We start from the raw sequence: 17,685 nt of genomic DNA on the forward strand, positions 1-17,685 counted from the left end.
TCGAGGTATCTAGTGAGTGATGAGTCGCCAGCCCCGCTCCTGCAGGTCTGCGACACAGCGGTCGGACACCGCGGGGTCGATCATGACACGAGCAACACCAGCCTGTGCACCCGCTGAGTGCTCGAGAACGAGGTCCTCAATGTTGATTCCAGACTCGCCGAGCTCGCTAAAGAGTCGCCCAAGCGCACCGGGTTCGTCAGGAATGAGAACCTCAATCTCGGCGTAGCGCGACGGGGCACCGCCATGCTTGCCGGGAATGCGGGAGACACCCTGGTTACCTGCGGTCATGACGCGATTAATGGCTCCGACGCTCCCACCGCGCAGCGGCCCCAACTCGGCGGCGGCATCCAGGTGCGCAAGGAGATCATCGAGATCGCCTCGAAGATCGCGCAGAATCGATGCCACGGGCCCAGCATTCCCCGCCAGGATGGCAGTCCAGAGGCGAGGGTCAGAACCCGCGATACGCGCGGTATCGCGTAATCCCTGACCGGCTAAGCCGAGAGCCTGAGCGGGGGCATCGACAAGGCGCGCGGCGAGCATCGACGACACAAGCTGCGGAACATGCGACACGAGCGCAACCGCGTGATCGTGCGTTCCAGCATTCATCTCGAGCGGCACGGCACCAACGTCAGTTGCCAAGGCTCGCGCAACCAGAACGGCGCGCGGCCACGTCAGCTCGTGAGCAACGATCACCCATGGGCGCCCGTAGAAGAGGTCCGCATCGGCTGCGCCGGCTCCGCTGCGCTCGCGGCCAGCCATCGGATGCGAACCGACGTAGCGCGACGCCGCGTCAAGGCACCCCTCAGAGCGCAATCCATCAAGGACGTCAGCGACGACGGCGTCCTTCACCGACGCAACGTCGGTGACAATCGCATCGGGGAAGCGCTGCAGCGACTCGACGATGATGCGGTCGGCGACATCCGGGGGTGTTGCCACGACAACGAGACGCGGGGATTCGTAGCCTGGCCGATCCGAGCCACACCCGGAGCGGCGCACCCCGGCCTCGGCGAGGACGTCGGTAAAAGCCTCTCCTGCGCCCACGTCACAGGCCAAACGCAGCGATGTGGGAGAGGCATCCTCAAGATAGACGCGCACTCCCCCGGCACGCAGCGCGAGGCCAAGCGACGCACCAAGCAGTCCCGACCCGACGATGAGAACCGGACCGACAGTCGATACGACTCGGCACCCGAGCACCCCGCTCTCGCCGCTCACAGGCCGACGGCTCCGTACAGCGCAGTCAGTGCGTTGCCCTTGACGCGTCGGGTCGTCCCCTGCTTGAGATGGTCGAGCGTGATAGGTCCAAAGCCCGTGCGCACGAGCTCGCGCACCGGGTACCCGACAGCCTCCATCATGCGGCGCACCAGGCGGTTACGACCCTCATGCACGACGATTTCGACGGTCGTGATGTCGCCGTAGGTATCGACGATGCGGAAGGAATCAACCTTGATAGGGCCGTCCTCCAGCTCGATTCCGTTCATGAGCGTGCGCTTCACGCCCGGCTTGACCTCGCCGTGCAGACGCGCCACGTAGGTCTTGCGAATCTCGTACGACGGGTGGGTCAAACGGTTCGCGAGCTCACCGTCGTTCGTCAGCAGCAACAGGCCGGACGTGTCAATGTCCAGGCGCCCAACGTGGTAGAGGCGCTCCGGATAGTCGGCGATGAGGTCAGCGATCGTGGGGCGACCCTCCGGGTCGCTCATCGTGGACACGGTACCAATCGGCTTGTTGACGGCCAAGACGATGTGCTTGGTCTCGTCGAGGATCAGGCGCTCTCCATCCACGTGAATGACCTGCTTCGCGGGGTCAACGCGGATGCCCTGGCTGCGCACGACGGTGCCGTCAACACTCACCCGGCCGTCGGCGATCATCTGTTCGGACGCACGCCTGGATGCGACGCCGGCCTGGGCGAGCACCTTCTGCAGGCGCACTCCACCCTCGGTGTAGGGGTTAGCCCTCATAGTTCTTCCTCCAATTCATCCAGCGCGTCGGCGTCTGGCAGGTAGGGTGCCAACGGTACCAGCTCCGACAGGCTCGTTAGCCCCATTTTCTCAAGAAACTCCCCTGTCGTCCCGTACAGGCGCGCACCAGAGGGTGTCAGTCCCGTCTCTTCCACGAGGCCTCGGGCCATGAGGGTACGCACGACACCATCCACGTTGACCCCACGAATACGGGAGATTCGAGTCCGTGAAATCGGCTGACGGTAGGCGATGACGGCCAACGTTTCCAGGGCCGCCTGCGAGAGGCGGGCGTGAGACGATCCGACGACGAAACGGCCGACGACGTCCGCGTATGCGCGAGCGGAATAGATGCGCCAGCCACCCGCCACCTCGCGTAGCTCAAAGCCCCGCGGGTGTTCCTGTCCCTCGCCCAGGTACTCGGCAGCAAGCGCGTGCAGTTCGGCGTCAACCTCTTCAGAACTGACTCCCAGAACGTCGGCGAGCTCGAACGCGCCAACTGGTTCGGAGGCCACCATGAGGATCGCCTCGATAGGGCCACGCAGTGTGTGTTCACTCATCACCGCTGTCTCCTTCGTTCTCGGATCGTGCACCACTGCGGGACGAGGCCGGGGCAGCATCCGCGTCGCCCACACCCGCGTAGTCATCCACGTCAATATCGATGCTCTCCCCGCTGCCGGTCCAGTGAATTGTGAGCGTTCCGAGCGCCCCCTCCTGCTCGAACTCGACCACGCCTCGCCGGTACAGCTCGAGGAGGGCAAGGAAGCGGGAGACAACGACAGCACGCGTCTGGGCATCCTCAACGAGTTGATGGAAGGTCATGGAACCCGCCTCAGTCAGCATCGCACTGACGAGAAGCGCCTGCTCGCGCACGGGCACGACAGGGTCATGCAGGTGAGTGACCTGCACCGTCGGCGCCGAGGCAGACAGCGCATTGGCCGCGAGGCGCGCGAGGTCTTGGGGGGTCGTGAGCCAGCGCAGCTCGGGAAGAAGCGTCGCAAAATGCGGCTCCAGGGGCACGTCCCTGGCGACGTATGAGCCGTACTCCCCCATCCGCTGATCAACATACTTCGCTGCTTCCTTGAACGCGCGATACTGCAGAAGCCGGGAAAACAGCAGATCACGGGCCTCCAGATCGGCCTGCGAGGCGTTGTCCTCCTCGTCAATGGCGGGTAGTAGGTGAACCGCCTTCATGTCGAGCAGGGTCGCCGCCACGACCAGGAATTCCGTCGTACGAGACAGGTCCGGTGAAGCCTGCATAAAAGCGATGAACTCATCGGTCACCTGGGCGAGTGCAACCTCGGTGATGTCGAGTTTTTTGCGGGCGATCAGGGACAGGAGAAGATCGAACGGGCCTTCGAAAACGGGGAGTGACACAGCGAAGAGGTCAAACTCCCCCTGGACCTCAAGACTGTCAGGCCGCGTCGCCACGGGCTATGACTTCCCGCGCGAGTCGACGGTAGGCGTGCGCGCCCGCATGGTTGGGAGCGTAAGAAGTAATCGGCTCGGTCGCCACAGACGCGTCTGGGAACTTGATGGTACGGCCGATGCGCGTATCGAACACGAGGTCGCCGAATGCCTCCTGTAGACGCTGGAGGACCTCGCGCGAGTGCAGCGTGCGCGAGTCAACCATCGTGGCGACAATGCCGTCAATCTTGAGACGCGGGTTAATGCGATCACGCACCGTCTCGATGGTCTCGACGAGCAGCGCGACGCCACGCAGCGCGAAGAACTCTGCCTCGACCGGGACGATAACACCGTGAGCTGCGGTGAGGGCGTTGACTGCGAGCAAGCCGAGGGACGGCTGGCAGTCGATCAGGACCACGTCATAGTCAGCTTCAACGTGTCGGAGAACGCGGGCCAGGGCACTCTCGCGGGCAACCTCATTGACGAGCTGAACCTCCGCCGCGGACAGGTCGATGTTCGCAGGGATGATATCGAGGTTTTCCGTCGCCGTGTGACAGATAGTCGCCTTCACATCCGCTTTGGGGTTCATGAGCAGCGTGTAGATCGTCTGCTCCATATCGAGCGCATTAATGCCCAGCCCAACGGAGGCGGCACCCTGGGGATCAAAATCCACGATCAGGACCCGTCGCCCATATTCAGCCAGGGCGGCACCCAGATTGATGGTCGTCGTCGTCTTACCGACGCCGCCCTTCTGATTACACATCGCGATCACGCGAGCGGGACCGTGCCCCGACAGCGGCGCGGGCACAGGGAAATCGACCGGCTCTTCGCGCAGGTCGGGCGTCAGCGTAGGATGCGAGTTCGTGGTCACGTCCCCATCCTAATTCATCACCGCGCGGTTGCCTCGGTGCCACGCGCCCGTGGGTGCGAGAGGGTAAAGACCTCACGCAGCGCTTGTGCGGTCACCTGGGTGTAGATCTGAGTGGTTGCTACCGAGGCATGCCCGAGAAGCTCCTGGACTTCGCGCACGCTCGCGCCACCCTCGAGCAGGTGCGTCGCGAACGAATGCCGCAAGGTATGCGGAGAGACGCGGTCTCCCAGGTCAGCCGCCTGAGCCGCGCGCCGAATAGCCGTCCATGCACTCTGACGAGACAGCGCACCACCGCGGGAGTTGAGGAAAAATACCGTCTGGCCCCTGCCTCGTGCTGCCAGTGCCGGTCGTGCACGCACTCTGTATGCGTCGAGCGCGTCAACAGCGAAAGAACCGACCGGAACGATCCTCTCTTTGCGTCCTTTGCCAAACAGACGCACAACGGGGACATCGCCGTCAAGATCAAGGTCATCAGCGCTCAGGGACACCGCTTCAGACACGCGCGCACCCGTGGCATACAGGAGTTCGAGCAACGCAGCATCACGAAGGCCGATGGGTGAATCGTCGGCGTGAGCGGCATCAAGCAGCCGTCCCACCTCCTCGACAGAGAGAGCCTTGGGCAGGTGACGCCCCTGACGGGGGGCGTGCAGCTGGGCAGCGACATCCGTCGCGACAACCCCCTCCGTCAGCGCGTACTTATGCAGCCCTCGGATAGCGGCCGACGCGCGCGCTACGGATGACGCTGCTGCAGCTTTCCCCGTGACCGCTCCGGATGCCAGCCGCATCATGTAGTCTTCGATGTCGCGCACGCTCACGTCCCCGACATCGTTTTTCCCTCGGTTCTTCATGTCAAACGCATACCGGCTGGCATCTCTGCGATAGTTCGAAACTGTATGCGCAGATGCCCCCTTTTCAACGCGCAGATAGTCCACCCAGTCGCGCACGAGAGCTTCCAGAGAGGTCATGGTGTCAGGGTAAGCGACTGTGCAACATATGTGCGCGAGCGCTATCGGCATGCGCACATATTCGCTAGACTGTGACGCGGTAAACCATTTCCGCCCCAACGCTGGGGCCCAACACCAGGAGACCACCGTGTCACTTCACTGGGATCACATTGATGACGAAGCGGTCAAGACCGCTAAGATCCTCGCCGCCGACGCCGTCGAGCAGGCTGGATCGGGCCACCCCGGTACTGCTATCTCGCTCGCCCCCGCCGCCTACCTCCTCTACAACAAAGTCATGAACGTCGACCCTGCCGACCCACGCTGGATCGGACGCGACCGCTTCATCCTCTCGGCCGGCCACTCGTCGCTGACCCAGTACGTCCAGCTCTACCTCTCCGGCTTCGGGCTCGAACTTGATGACATCAAGAAGCTGCGCACCGCTGGCTCCCTGACCCCCGGCCACCCCGAGTACGGCCACACCAAGGGCGTGGAGATCACGACCGGCCCGCTGGGCACCGGCATCGCCTCCGCCGTCGGCTTCGCCATGAACGCCCGCCGCGTCCACGGCCTGCTCGATCCCGAGACCCCGCTCGGTGAGTCCGTCTTCGACCACAACGTCTACGTCATCGCTGGCGATGGCTGCTTCGAAGAGGGCGTCTCCGCTGAGGCTTCGTCCCTCGCAGGCACCCAGGAGCTCGGCAACATTACCGTCATCTGGGACGACAACCACATCTCCATCGAAGACGACACGTCGATCGCTTTCACCGAGGACGTCCTGGCCCGCTACGAGGCCTACGGCTGGCACGTCCAGCGCGTCGACTGGCTCGGCGAGGATGGCTCCTACGAGGAGAACACCGCCGCGCTGAACGACGCCCTCGACGCCGCCAAGGCCGAGACCAGGAAGCCCTCGCTCATCGCGCTGCGCACCATCATCGGCTGGCCGACTCCCGGGAAGCAGAACACCGGCGGTATTCACGGTTCCAAGCTCGGTTCCGAGGCACTGAAGGGCCTCAAGGAAACACTGGGCGCCGATCCCGAGAAGATGTTCGATGCCGATTCCGCGCTCGTCGACGAGGTCCGTGCCCGCGCGGCCGCTCGCGCAGCCGAGTACCGCAAGGACTGGGACGCCCGCTTCGAGGCATGGAAGGCTGCTCACCCCGAGCAGGCTGCCCTGCTTGAGCGTCTCCTCGAAGGCCGCCTGCCCGAGGGCTGGGAGGCCGCGCTGCCCGCCTTCGAAGAGGGCAAGGCCATCGCAACCCGCGCTGCCTCCGGTCAGGTCCTCAACGCGATCGCTCCGGTACTTCCCGAACTGTGGGGCGGCTCCGCCGACCTCGCCGGCTCGAACAACACCTTCCTGAAGGGAGAGCCTTCCTTCCTGCCCGCACACCGTTCCTCGTCTGCCTTCAGCGGCAACGAGTTCGGCCGCAACCTGCACTTCGGCGTGCGCGAATTCGCCATGGGTGCTGCCCTCAACGGTATCGCCGCCGACGGCTTCACCCGCGCTTACGGCGGCACGTTCTTCGTGTTCTCCGACTTCATGCGCGGGGCCGTGCGCCTCGCCGCCCTCATGGATCTGCCGGTCACCTACGTGTGGACCCACGACTCCATCGGCGTCGGCGAAGACGGCCCGACGCACCAGCCGATCGAGCACCTGGCCTCCTACCGCGCGATCCCGAACTTCGCGGTCGTGCGTCCCGCCGACGCAGCTGAGACGGCGGCCTCCTGGAAGGCCATTCTCGAGCAGTCGCACCCGGCCGCCATCGTCCTGTCCCGCCAGAACCTGCCTAACCCGGCACGTGGTGAAGGCACCGGCCTGGCCACCACCGAGGACCTCGCGCGCGGTGCCTACGTCCTGGCCGACACCGAGGGCACGCCCGACGTGATCCTGCTGGCCTCCGGCTCCGAGGTCTCCGTCGCCCTCGAGGCGCGTGAGAGCCTGGCCACCGAGGGCATCGCCGCGCGCGTCGTGTCTGTGCCGTGCCTCGACTGGTTCGAGACTCAGGACCGCGAGTACCGCGACTCCGTCCTGCCCCCGTCGGTGCGCGCTCGCGTCTCCGTCGAAGCAGGCATCGCCCTGCCCTGGTACCGCTGGATCGGCGACGCCGGTCGCGCAGTCTCCATCGAGCACTTCGGTGCATCCGCGCCGGGCGAGACGCTCTTCAAGGAGTACGGCATCGACGCCGAGCACGTGGCCGCGGCTGCGAAGGAATCCATCGAGGCCGCTCGTTCGTGACTTTTTAGTCAACTGAACTGAACATGGGGCTGCTGGCGCGCGAGGGCGTGCCAGCAGCCCTATTCTCGTTAACATGTGTGGGTCCTCGGTCCCGCTTCGCTCACCCAACGGGCGCAGCGTTCGGGCCCCGGCCTCGTCCCAACCCCTTGAGCGAACGGAGCGACCACTCGTGACCAACGAGATCCCCACCCTGCGCGATCCCCAGGACCGCAGGCTTCCGCGTATCTCACCGCCCTGCGGCCTCGTCATCTTCGGCATCACCGGTGACCTCGCCCGCAAGAAGTTGCTCCCCGCGATCTACGACCTCGCCAACCGCGGCCTGCTCCACCCCGCGTTTTCACTCACCGGCTTCGCGCGCCGTGACTGGAGCCCGCAGGACTTCGAGGAATACGTGCGCGCGTCCATTGAGGCACACACACGCACCGGTTTTAACGAGGGCACGTGGAACCAACTGCGCTCGGGACTGCGCTTCGTCTCCGGCACCTTCGACGACCCCGAGGCCTACCGCCGACTCGCGCAGACCGTCGCCGAGCTCGACCATTCACGCGGCACCGGCGGCAATCACGCCTTCTACCTATCCATTCCCCCCTCGTACTTCCCCGTCGTGGCCAAGCACCTGTCGGACACCGGTCTCAACAAGCGACAGGGCCGTGAATGGCGACGCGTCATCATCGAGAAGCCCTTCGGTCACGACCTCCAGTCCGCGCAAGAGCTCTCCGATGTTATCTCGCAGATCTTCGACGAGAAAGATGTCTTCCGCATCGACCACTACCTGGGCAAGGAAACCGTCCAGAACATCATGGCCATGCGCTTCGCGAACGCGATGTTCGAACCGCTGTGGAAGGCCAACTACGTCGACTCCGTGCAGATCACGATGGCCGAAGACATCGGTATCGGCACGCGCGCGGGCTACTACGACGGCATCGGCGCAGCGCGCGACATCATCCAGAACCACCTGCTGCAGCTCATGGCACTCACTGCCATGGAGGAACCCGTACGTTTCACGCCCGAGGAGATCCGCACCGAGAAGGAGAAGGTTCTCTCTGCCGTGCGCCTGCCCGACGACCTGGCCGCCGACACCGCACGCGGCCAGTACGCGGGCGGTTGGCAGGGAGGCGACCGTGTACGCGGTTACCTCGAGGAGGACGGTATCCCCGCCGATTCGACCACGGAGACATTCGCAGCGATCAAGCTTTTCGTCGACACGCGGCGCTGGGCTGGCGTGCCCTTCTATCTGCGCGCAGGCAAGCGCTTGGGCAAGCGCGTTACCGAGATCGCCGTGATCTTCAAGCGCTCTGCCCACGTACCGTTCGGCAACTCTGCCCTCAGCGAATCCGCTCAAAACGCACTCGTCATCCGCGTCCAGCCGGACGAGGGCCTGACCCTCAAGCTCGGTGCCAAGGTCCCGGGCACCTCGATGCAGGTGCGTGACGTCACCATGGACTTCGCCTACGGCCACGCGTTTACCGAGGACTCCCCCGAGGCGTATGAGCGGCTCATCCTCGATGCGCTCGTCGGTTCCGCGCCCCTGTTCCCGCACCAGCACGAGGTCGAGGCCTCGTGGAAGATCCTCGATCCGATCCTGTCCTTCTGGGAGAGCCAGGGACAGCCCGAGCCCTACGCCCCCGGCACCTGGGGTCCCCAATCCGCGCACGACATGTTGGCCCGCGATGGCCGTTTCTGGAGGCTCCCGTGATCATCACCCTGAAGAACACCACGTCCGCCGAGGTCGCATCCCGCATCGTCGAGCTGCGTGACGAACGCGGCGCTGCGGCCCTCAGCCGCGTTCTCACGCTCCTCATCTGCGTGCCTGACCTGATCGACGTCGACAACGCAATCGAGGTTTCCGACGCGGTCTCGCGCGAGCACCCCTGCCGCGTCATCGTCATTGTCGAGCCCGAGTCGACGGAGGGAACCGCGCGCCTCAACGCCCAGATTCGCGTCGGCGACGCAGCGGGGCTGTCCGACATCATCATCCTGGAGCCACGCGGCGAGGCAGCATCCAACATCGATTCGCTCGTCATGCCTCTGCTCCAGTCCGACACTCCTGTCGTCACTTACTGGCCGGTGGTTCCACCGCAGAATCCTGGCGCCCACCCGCTCGGCCGCCTGGCGGTCAAGCGCATCACCGATTCGCGTGCAACCGAGTGCCCGATGGAGACGCTGTCGGCTCTGTCGACCGTGTACACCCCCGGCGACATCGATCTGGCATGGGCCGGCGTCACCCTGTGGCGTGCGCTCCTGGCCGCGATCGCGGAAGACTTCGACCGTCTACCAACCTCAATCCGCGTCGCAGGAAACGCCACACATCCGTCGCCGTTCCTCGTCGCCGCGTGGCTGCACCACCAGCTGGGCGTGCCAGTCGAGCGTGTTGTCGACAACGACGCGCTCACGATCACGGACATCACGTTCTTCTTTGACGATGACACGACCGTGTCTCTGTCGCGCAGTGCTTCCTCGTCGGTGGCTTGTCTATCGCGTCCCGGCCTCGAGGACCGTAGCGTGAACCTGGCACGCCGTTCCGTTCAGGATTCACTCATGGAGGATCTGCGTCGTCTCGATCCAGACGTCTACTACGGGGAGCTCCTCACGGAAGAACTGCCACGGCTCGCCCTCTCCTCCGAAGGCGAGTGACATGGTTTCCGTTCACACGCTTGAGGTTTTTCCAACCGTCGACGAGCTGAACGCCGCCGTTGGCCGCGCATTCTTTGAGCGCCTGCGCACGCTCATCAACGAGGCCGGGACGGACGTGCGTATCAACGTCGCCATTTCCGGCGGCGCGATCACCACCTCCCTTCTGCCCTCCCTGCTACCGTGTGTCGACCAGGTTGACTGGTCGCGCGTTCGCGTGTGGCTGGTGGATGAACGCTATGTTCCCGCCGGAGATAAAGACCGCAACGATGACCAGGCGTGGGATGGATTCCTCTATGCTGCATCAGGCGTGGAGTTCGTGCGGATGCCGAGCGCCGATACCTCAGCACCCGGCGCTGGTTCTCTTGACGATGCCACCGCTGCATTCGCAGACACCTGGCACTCGCTCATGGGCGATCGATCCTTCGATATTGCGCTGATCGGTATGGGTCCCGACGGGCACATCTGCTCGCTCTTCCCCGGACGCGTCGACATGGACGAGGCCTCCCCCATCCTGGCAATTCGCAACTCGCCCAAACCGCCCCCCGAGCGCATCACCGTATCGATGCCCATCATGCGCCGCTGTCCGGAGGTGTGGCTCACGACCGCTGGTTCGGCAAAGGCAGGAGCGCTCGGACGCGCTTTTGGCGGCGAGTCGCCCCTCGACATTCCCGTTGCGGGGATCCTCTGCCCAACGACGCGAGTCTACGTGGACGAGGCAGCGGCCTCGCGACTGGACCTCGGGTAGATACACCACCTTACTTTGTGGGGCCGCCTTCGTGACGAAGGCGGCCCCACAGTCTCTTGCCAGGGTACGAAATGGCTCCCCGCTGATCAACGGAGAGCCACAGCTCGATGCTGATCGGTACCGATCAGCCACCAAACTTTCCAAGCAGGACGAAACCGATGATGCACACCACCCAGATGAACAGAGTGCCCATGGTGATGCGGTTCAGGTTACGCTCGGCGACACCGGAGGACCCTGCCGACGAGGAGATGCCGCCACCGAACATGTCCGATAGGCCGCCGCCCTGTCCTTTGTGCATCAGGATGGTCAGGGTGAGCAGGATGCTGGTCACGAAGATCAGCCCAATCAGTACGTTGTTCAGAATGGTCACGGTGGGTCCAGTTTCTATCGCAGGTCGCCCCAATTCGGGGCACATATAGTCTTATATTAACTGAGAATGCCGATGGGGCCAACCGGCACACCGGTTGGCCCCATCTCGCGTCCGCTCCGACCCAGCTCGACTGGCCGGGTGTCACGGGCGTGTGAGCGTTGCTCAGGCGTAGAAGTTCGCCATGGCGGCGAAGGATTCAGCCTTCAGGGACGCGCCGCCGACGAGACCGCCGTCGACGTCGGGCTGAGCCATGAGCTCCTTGATGTTGCCGGGCTTGGCGGAGCCGCCGTAGAGGATGCGGGTGGACTCGGCGGTTTCGGTGCCGAAGTCCTCGGCCAGGGCGGCGCGGATGGCGCCGCACACTTCCTGGGCGTCCTGCGCGGATGCGGTCTCGCCGGTGCCGATGGCCCAGATGGGCTCGTAGGCGATGACGATCTTGGCAACCTCTTCGGCCTTCCAGCCGACGAGCGCGGCGCGGATCTGGCCGAGAACGAAGTCGACGTAGGTGCCGGCCTTGCGGATCTCGAGGGCTTCACCGCAGCACAGGATCGGGGTCATACCGGCGTCGAAGACCTTGCGGGCCTTGGCGCCGACGAGCTCGTCGGACTCACCGTGGTACTCGCGGCGCTCGGAGTGGCCCATGACCACGTAGGTGACGCCGAGCTTGGTGAGCATCTCGGTAGAGATTTCACCGGTGTAGGCACCGTTGTCGTGGATGGAGACGTCCTGGGCGCCGTACTTGATCTGGAGATCATCGGCGTCGACGATGGTCTGGACGGTGCGGATGTCGGTGAACGGCGGGATCACGAGGACCTCGCACTTGGAGTAGTCGTGACCAGCGTCGGACAGTGCCATTTCGAGGCCCTGGACGAGATGATTGGCCTCGAGGTGATCGAGGTTCATCTTCCAGTTGCCGGCCATGAGGGGCGTACGTGCCATGAGTCAGTCCTCCAGAACTGCGATACCGGGCAGAACCTTACCCTCGAGGAGTTCGAGGGAAGCGCCACCACCAGTGGAAATGTGGGAGAAGGTGTTCTCGTCGAAGCCGAGCAGGCGCACGGCTGCGGCGGAGTCGCCGCCGCCGATGACGGAGAACATGGAGCCCTTGGACAGGGCCTCTGCGACGGCGCGGGTGCCACCGGCGAACGCGTCGAATTCGAAGACGCCCATGGGACCGTTCCAGGCGACGGTCTTGGCGGTCGCGAGCTTGTCAGCGAAGAGCTTCGCGGACTCCGGGCCGATGTCCAGACCCATCTGATCATCGGGGATAGCGTCGACCTTGACGACGGTCGCGGGCGCGTCTGCCGCGAATTCGGGGGCGACGATGACGTCCACGGGCAGGACGAGGTCAACACCGCGCTCGGCGGCCTCGGCGATGTAGCCCTTGACGGTGTCGATCTGGTCTTCCTCGAGGAGGGACTTGCCCACCGAGTAGCCCTGAGCGGCGAGGAAGGTGAAGACCATGCCGCCGCCGATGAAGAGCATATCGGCCTTCTTCAGCAGGTTGGCGATAACGCCGAGCTTGTCGGAGACCTTGGAGCCGCCGAGGACGACGCCGTAGGGGCGCTCGGGGTCGCCGGTCACCTTGGACAGGGACTCGATCTCCTTGAGGACGAGCAGACCAGCGGCCGAGGGCAGCAGCTTCGCAATGTCGTAGACCGAAGCCTGCTTGCGGTGCACGACACCGAAGCCGTCGGAGACGAACGCGTCGCCGAGCTTGGCGTAATCGCGGGCAAGCTCTTCGCGCTCCTCGTCGACCTTGGAGGTCTCACGGGGATCGAAACGGACGTTCTCGAGCAGCGCGATCTCACCATCACCCAGAGCGGCGACGGTCTCAGCAGCGGAGGGGCCGACGACGTCGGAAGCCAGCGTGACCTTCACGCCGGAGAGTTCAGCAAGGCGCTTGGCGACGGGGGCAAGCGAGAAGGCGGGATCGACCTTGCCCTTGGGGCGGCCGAGGTGAGCCATGATGACGACCTTGGCACCGGCGTCGGTGAGGGTCTTGAGGGTCGGCAGAGCCGCACGAATACGGCCATCATCGGTGATGACGCCGTCCTTGAGCGGAACGTTGAAGTCGGAGCGGACGAGGACGCGCTTGCCGCGCAGGTCGCCCAGAGTGGAGATAGTCCTCACGAGGAGTCCTTTCAGTGTGAAGGCGGTGGCGATGTACGAGATGCCCGTGCACGAGCGTGCACGGGCATCTCGCTGATCAGCTCATGGCTGGTATATCAGCTGTGTGCTCAGGCGAGCTTGGAGCCGACGAGGGCGGTGAGGCGAACGAGAGCGTTCGAGTAGCCCCACTCGTTGTCGTACCAGGACAGGACCTTGACGAGGTTGCCGATGACCTTGGTCTCGGTGGCGTCGAAGATCGAGGTGTGCGGGTCGCCCACGATGTCGGAGGAAACGATCGGATCCTCGGTGTACTCAAGGACACCCTTGAGCTCACCCTCGGCAGCGGCCTTGACGGCAGCCTTAACGGCCTCGACGGAGACCTCCTTCTTCGCGATGAAGGTGAGGTCGGTCAGGGAGCCGGTCGGGGTGGGAACGCGGACGGCGAGGCCATCGAACTTACCCTCAAGCTCGGGCAGAACCAGGGCGACGGCCTGGGCAGCACCGGTCTTGGTGGGGATCATGTTCAGGGCCGCGGCGCGGGCGCGACGCAGGTCCTTGTGGGGAGCGTCGAGGACGCGCTGGTCACCCGTGTAGGAGTGGATGGTGGTCATGATGCCGCGCTCGATGCCGAAGTTCTCCTCAAGAACCTTGGCCAGGGGGGCGAGGCAGTTGGTCGTGCAGGAGGCGTTCGACACGATGTTCATCGTGGCGCCATCGTACTTGTCCTCGTTCACGCCCATGACGAAGGTGCCGTCGACGTTCTTCGCGGGAGCGGAGATGACGACCTTCTTGGCGCCAGCGTCCAGGTGAGCCTTGGCCTTCTCGCCGTCGGTGAAGAAGCCGGTGGACTCAACGACAACCTCAACGCCGAGCTCGCCCCAGGGCAGATCGGCGGGGTTACGCTGCGCCAGCACCTTGATGTGCTTGCCGTTGACGACGATGCCCTCGTCATCGTAGGAGACCTCGCCCTGGAAGCGACCCGTGATCGAGTCGTACTTCAGCAGGTGAGCGAGGGTCTTGTTGTCGGTGAGGTCGTTAACGGCGACGATCTCGATGTCCGCGCCCTGCTCGAGAGCAGCGCGGAAGAAGTTGCGGCCGATGCGGCCGAAGCCGTTGATGCCAACGCGGGTGGTCACTATGTTCCTCCTGCTCGTGCCCCTCGCGGGGCACGGTATTCGATGCAACCGGGCGTGCGGGTTGCCAGCCCGGCCCGCAGATGTCTGCGGTTCCAGCAGTTCCTAATCTACACCCCAGAGCGTGCTCTGTCACAATCCAATTTGAAAATCTGCACGTGGGGTAATTCTCGTTTGAATCGAGACGTTGTGGCAGGAACCAGGGACCTCAGTCCTCATCGAGCATGTCGAGGGTGAGCGCGGATTCCGTATCGGGAATGCCTCGTTCGTGTGCAACCTTGTCAGCGAGGGCCAGGAGTCGTCGGATTCGCCCGGCAACGGCATCCTTGGTGAGCGGTGGATTCGTGTGCTTGCCGAGCTCTTCGAGGGACGCCTGCTTGTACTTCAGCCGCAGGGTACCTGCCTCGAGCAGGTGAGCCGGTACATCGTCCCCAAGAATCTCAAAGGCTCGCTCAACGCGCGCACCGGCTGCGACGGCGGCACGCGCGGAGCGGCGCAGATTCGCATCGTCAAAGTTAGCCAGTCGGTTGGCGCTACCCCGCGCCTCGCGGCGCTCGCGTCGCTCCTGCCAGGCCTCGAAGGTCTGGGGTGCACCCATCGCGGAAATCAGCGCGCCGATCGCATCAGAGTCACGGACGGACACACGATCCGTACCGCGCACCTCCTTCGAGCGCGCGGCCGCGCCGAGCTTACGCGCGCAACCCACCATGGCGAGCGCCACCTCGGGACCGGGACAGGTGATCTCAAGCGAGGAGGAACGTCCGGGTTCCATGAGCGAGCCGCGGGCGAGGAACGCACCGCGCCAAATCGCCGCAGCCTCAGCCGTCCCCGAGGCGACGAGTACGGGCGGCAGGCCGCGAATGGGACGGCGCAGTGAATCAACGAGACCGGTCAGGCGAGCGAGCTCATCAGCCTTGTGGACGACTCGCACAACGTAGCGCTTGCCGCGTCGCAGGGATGATCCGGACACGACGACGACGGAGGATTCCGCGTTGTACAGCGCCTGCAGGTAGGTGCGCAGGCGCCGTGCAGCGACAGGCGAGTCGAGCTCAGCCTCGACGAGAATGCGACCGCCCACGAGGTGCAGACCGCCGGCGAAACGCAGTGTCGCGCTTACCTCGGCGGCCACCTCCGACGGCGTCGTGATGACGGCGCGCGCGAGCTCGTCCTTCATGTCAGATGTCAGAGACACGGGTTCTTCCTAGGGTGTGAAGTCGTTTGTCAACAGGCAACAGCTTCTAAGGTAACCACGTTTCAGGCTGTCCGACCTCACCAAGGAAGCCGTCGAATGCGTCACGCAATGCTGCGGCAAGGCGCAGCGGGTCGTGGTGCGGAGCCCCGTCGCCCGTGCGGACCTGGCGCAGGAGAACGCGCGCACCGAGCTCCTCGGCAGCGACGATGAGGTCATCGATATCATCGCATGCCGTGGGGTCAGCGACGACGACGTCGAGCTTGAGCATGGGCGCGTACTCGCGCAGGACACGCACGTGATCGGCGGTCGACATGAGATCGGTTTCGCCGCGTTGGCGTGCCAGGTTGAGCACGAGCGCGCGGTGCGCGTCCGTCGTTGCGAGTGCTCGGTTGATGTCGGGGACCAGCAGATGCGGAATGACCGACGTGTACCAGGAGCCGGGGCCCAGCACGACCCAGTCGGCCTCGGAGATGGCGTCGGTAACCGCAGAAGGGACCTCGGGGGCCTCGGGCGTAATACGAACGTGCTCGACGGTACCGGGGGCGACAGCAACCTTCGATTGGCCGGACACGACGTAACGACGTCCACCGTCGTTCATGTCCGCCTCGATATCAATGGGCGTCGTCGACATGGGCAGGACCCGCCCCTGTGCCCCGAGGAGCCGACCAACCCAGTCGAGGCCCTCAACCGGATCGTCGAGGAGCTGCCACAGGCCAGAAATCAGCAGGTTGCCGAGCGCATGGCCGTTGAGCGGGCCGCTCGTATCCAGGCGCAGCTGCATGACGTCACGCCACGTCAAGCCCCACTCGGATTCCTCACATAGCGACGCCAACGCCATACGCAGGTCGCCGGGAGGCAGGATCGGCATCTCCTGGCGCAGACGGCCGGAACTACCACCGTCATCGGCGACAGTCACGACTGCCGTGAGCGCACGGGTAATGTGGCGCAAAGCCCGCAGGGTTGCGGACAAGCCGTGTCCGCCGCCCAGGGCGACTATGTTCTGGCCGGATTCTCCACGTTGAACCCAGCCGGCTGCATCAAGATAGGGCATCAGTCTCTCCCAATGTCACGGTGCATCACGCGAACCGTGTATCCGTGTGTGCGCAGGCGCTTGGCGATTGCCTCGGAGCAAGCAACTGAGCGGTGCTTTCCGCCCGTGCATCCGACGGCAATCGTGACGAATGGCTTCAATTCTGCCAGATAGCCGCTCAGCATGGGAGCCAGTAGGTCCGCATATCCGAGAGCAAAATCGCGTGCACCCGGCTGAGAGAGCACGTAGTCGGCGACGGCCTGGTCCCTGCCCGTGAGGTGACGCAACTCGTCCACCCAGTACGGGTTCTTGAGAAAACGCACGTCAACGACGTGATCGGCGTCGAGGGGCAGCCCGTGCTTGAAACCGAACGACTCGACGGTCACCTGCAGGGGGCGCTCCTCCCCCGCCACGATATCGCGGATACGTCGGGTCAAATCGTGGACACTCATGGTGGAGGTGTCGATGACCTCGTCGGCTGCACGGCGCAGGGGCGCGAGGAGGCGCATTTCAGCTTTGATACCGTCCATGAGGGTGCCGGCACCCTGGAGGGGGTGGGGACGACGGTTGGATTCGTAGCGGCGCACGAGGGTCTGGGGGCTGGCCTCGAGGAAGATAATGCGGTAGGCGATGCCCGCGCCCTTGAGCTGCTCGAGTGTGGCGTCCAATGTGCGGAAGAAGGTGCGCGAGCGAACATCGACGCCGACCGCCAGGCGGTGCACGCCGGCCGCGGGGTCATTCGACATCATGCCGACGAGAGCGGGCAGCATGGTCGGCGGCAGGTTGTCGACGACGTACCAGTCCAGATCCTCGAGCGCGCGGGCGGCTCCCGTGCGGCCCGCCCCGGAGTAGCCCGTGATGATGAGGACCTCGTTGGAGGCGCGAGGCTCGTACTTGACGCGGATCATGTCGCGCACGGCGATGCCCTCGGGAACCGTGGGAGGGTTCTCCTCGTTCATCGACGAGGCCTGGGCCGGGCGCTCATCGCGGTCGTCCCTGGGTGTGTGGTCGGGCATGACGTCCTCCTGACGGGTGGGATGTGCTGGTAGGTGGGAGCTG

At 64.6% G+C, this 17,685-nt stretch carries 17 protein-coding genes; 4 read left to right on the top strand and 13 right to left on the bottom strand.

From position 1 onward, the window contains the following. Nucleotides 1-9: 9 nt before the first annotated feature. Genes O3656_RS01605 through O3656_RS01630 form a run of 6 tightly spaced genes read right to left on the bottom strand, consistent with a single transcriptional unit; the run spans nt 10 to nt 5,198 of the window. Complete coding sequence (locus O3656_RS01605) at nt 10-1,212, bottom strand: prephenate dehydrogenase (protein WP_500062312.1); 1,203 nt, start codon at nt 1,210-1,212, stop codon at nt 10-12. Further along, nucleotides 1,209-1,958, bottom strand: coding sequence for a pseudouridine synthase (locus tag O3656_RS01610; RefSeq protein ID WP_500062313.1), 750 nt, complete (start codon nt 1,956-1,958; stop codon nt 1,209-1,211). The genes O3656_RS01605 and O3656_RS01610 overlap by 4 nt, the downstream gene beginning before the upstream one ends. Next, complete coding sequence (gene scpB, locus O3656_RS01615) at nt 1,955-2,515, bottom strand: SMC-Scp complex subunit ScpB (RefSeq protein WP_500062314.1); 561 nt, start codon at nt 2,513-2,515, stop codon at nt 1,955-1,957. The genes O3656_RS01610 and scpB overlap by 4 nt, the downstream gene beginning before the upstream one ends. Then, nucleotides 2,508-3,386 (bottom strand): segregation and condensation protein A, encoded by an 879-nt coding sequence (locus O3656_RS01620; RefSeq protein WP_500062315.1) that lies wholly within the window; start codon nt 3,384-3,386, stop codon nt 2,508-2,510. Before O3656_RS01620 ends, scpB begins: the two co-directional genes overlap by 8 nt. Continuing rightward, nucleotides 3,370-4,233 carry a ParA family protein gene (locus O3656_RS01625; protein ID WP_500062316.1) on the bottom strand — a complete coding sequence of 288 codons (864 nt, stop codon included), beginning with the start codon at nt 4,231-4,233 and terminating at the stop codon, nt 3,370-3,372. Before O3656_RS01625 ends, O3656_RS01620 begins: the two co-directional genes overlap by 17 nt. 17 nt (nt 4,234-4,250) lie before the next feature. Then, nucleotides 4,251-5,198 carry a site-specific tyrosine recombinase XerD gene (locus O3656_RS01630; RefSeq protein ID WP_500062317.1) on the bottom strand — a complete coding sequence of 316 codons (948 nt, stop codon included), beginning with the start codon at nt 5,196-5,198 and terminating at the stop codon, nt 4,251-4,253. A gap of 127 nt (nt 5,199-5,325) precedes the next feature. Here O3656_RS01630 and tkt point away from each other — a divergent pair, with 127 nt between their 5' ends. The 4 genes from tkt to pgl all read left to right on the top strand — a co-directional run bounded on the left by tkt (nt 5,326) and on the right by pgl (nt 10,789). After that, nucleotides 5,326-7,410 (top strand): transketolase, encoded by a 2,085-nt coding sequence (gene tkt / locus O3656_RS01635; protein WP_500062318.1) that lies wholly within the window; start codon nt 5,326-5,328, stop codon nt 7,408-7,410. Nucleotides 7,411-7,579: 169 nt separating this feature from the next. Then, entirely contained in the window at nt 7,580-9,106 is a 1,527-nt protein-coding gene (zwf, locus tag O3656_RS01640) for a glucose-6-phosphate dehydrogenase (protein WP_500062319.1), read from the top strand. Further along, the gene (locus O3656_RS01645) at nt 9,103-10,044 is read left to right on the top strand and encodes a glucose-6-phosphate dehydrogenase assembly protein OpcA (protein ID WP_500062320.1); all 942 of its coding nucleotides are present in this window, start codon (nt 9,103-9,105) and stop codon (nt 10,042-10,044) included. Before zwf ends, O3656_RS01645 begins: the two co-directional genes overlap by 4 nt. Nucleotide 10,045: 1 nt before the next feature. Beyond that, nucleotides 10,046-10,789, top strand: a complete 744-nt coding sequence (pgl, locus tag O3656_RS01650) for a 6-phosphogluconolactonase (RefSeq protein WP_500062321.1) — start codon at nt 10,046-10,048, stop codon at nt 10,787-10,789. Between the two features lie 124 nt (nt 10,790-10,913). Here the strand turns inward: pgl and secG are convergent, their stop codons facing one another. From secG to rapZ, 7 genes are all read right to left on the bottom strand, one after another. Further along, on the bottom strand, nt 10,914-11,159 hold the full coding sequence (gene secG, locus O3656_RS01655) for a preprotein translocase subunit SecG (RefSeq protein ID WP_500062322.1): 246 nt from the start codon (nt 11,157-11,159) through the stop codon (nt 10,914-10,916). Between the two features lie 162 nt (nt 11,160-11,321). Beyond that, on the bottom strand, nt 11,322-12,098 hold the full coding sequence (gene tpiA, locus O3656_RS01660; RefSeq protein ID WP_500062323.1) for a triose-phosphate isomerase: 777 nt from the start codon (nt 12,096-12,098) through the stop codon (nt 11,322-11,324). 3 nt (nt 12,099-12,101) lie between these two features. Continuing rightward, the gene (locus O3656_RS01665) at nt 12,102-13,292 is read right to left on the bottom strand and encodes a phosphoglycerate kinase (protein ID WP_500062324.1); all 1,191 of its coding nucleotides are present in this window, start codon (nt 13,290-13,292) and stop codon (nt 12,102-12,104) included. Between the two features lie 107 nt (nt 13,293-13,399). After that, nucleotides 13,400-14,407, bottom strand: a complete 1,008-nt coding sequence (gap, locus tag O3656_RS01670; RefSeq protein ID WP_500062325.1) for a type I glyceraldehyde-3-phosphate dehydrogenase — start codon at nt 14,405-14,407, stop codon at nt 13,400-13,402. A 205-nt stretch (nt 14,408-14,612) separates the two neighbouring features. Beyond that, nucleotides 14,613-15,596 (bottom strand): DNA-binding protein WhiA, encoded by a 984-nt coding sequence (gene whiA, locus O3656_RS01675; RefSeq protein WP_500062326.1) that lies wholly within the window; start codon nt 15,594-15,596, stop codon nt 14,613-14,615. A 46-nt stretch (nt 15,597-15,642) separates the two neighbouring features. Next, complete coding sequence (locus O3656_RS01680; RefSeq protein WP_500062327.1) at nt 15,643-16,647, bottom strand: gluconeogenesis factor YvcK family protein; 1,005 nt, start codon at nt 16,645-16,647, stop codon at nt 15,643-15,645. Next, complete coding sequence (gene rapZ / locus O3656_RS01685; RefSeq protein ID WP_500062328.1) at nt 16,647-17,642, bottom strand: RNase adapter RapZ; 996 nt, start codon at nt 17,640-17,642, stop codon at nt 16,647-16,649. Before rapZ ends, O3656_RS01680 begins: the two co-directional genes overlap by 1 nt. Nucleotides 17,643-17,685: the final 43 nt, after the last annotated feature.

Origin of the sequence: Pauljensenia sp. 27098_8_83 (assembly GCF_041432695.1) — a bacterium.
In the GTDB taxonomy this organism is placed as follows: Bacteria; Actinomycetota; Actinomycetes; order Actinomycetales; family Actinomycetaceae; genus Pauljensenia.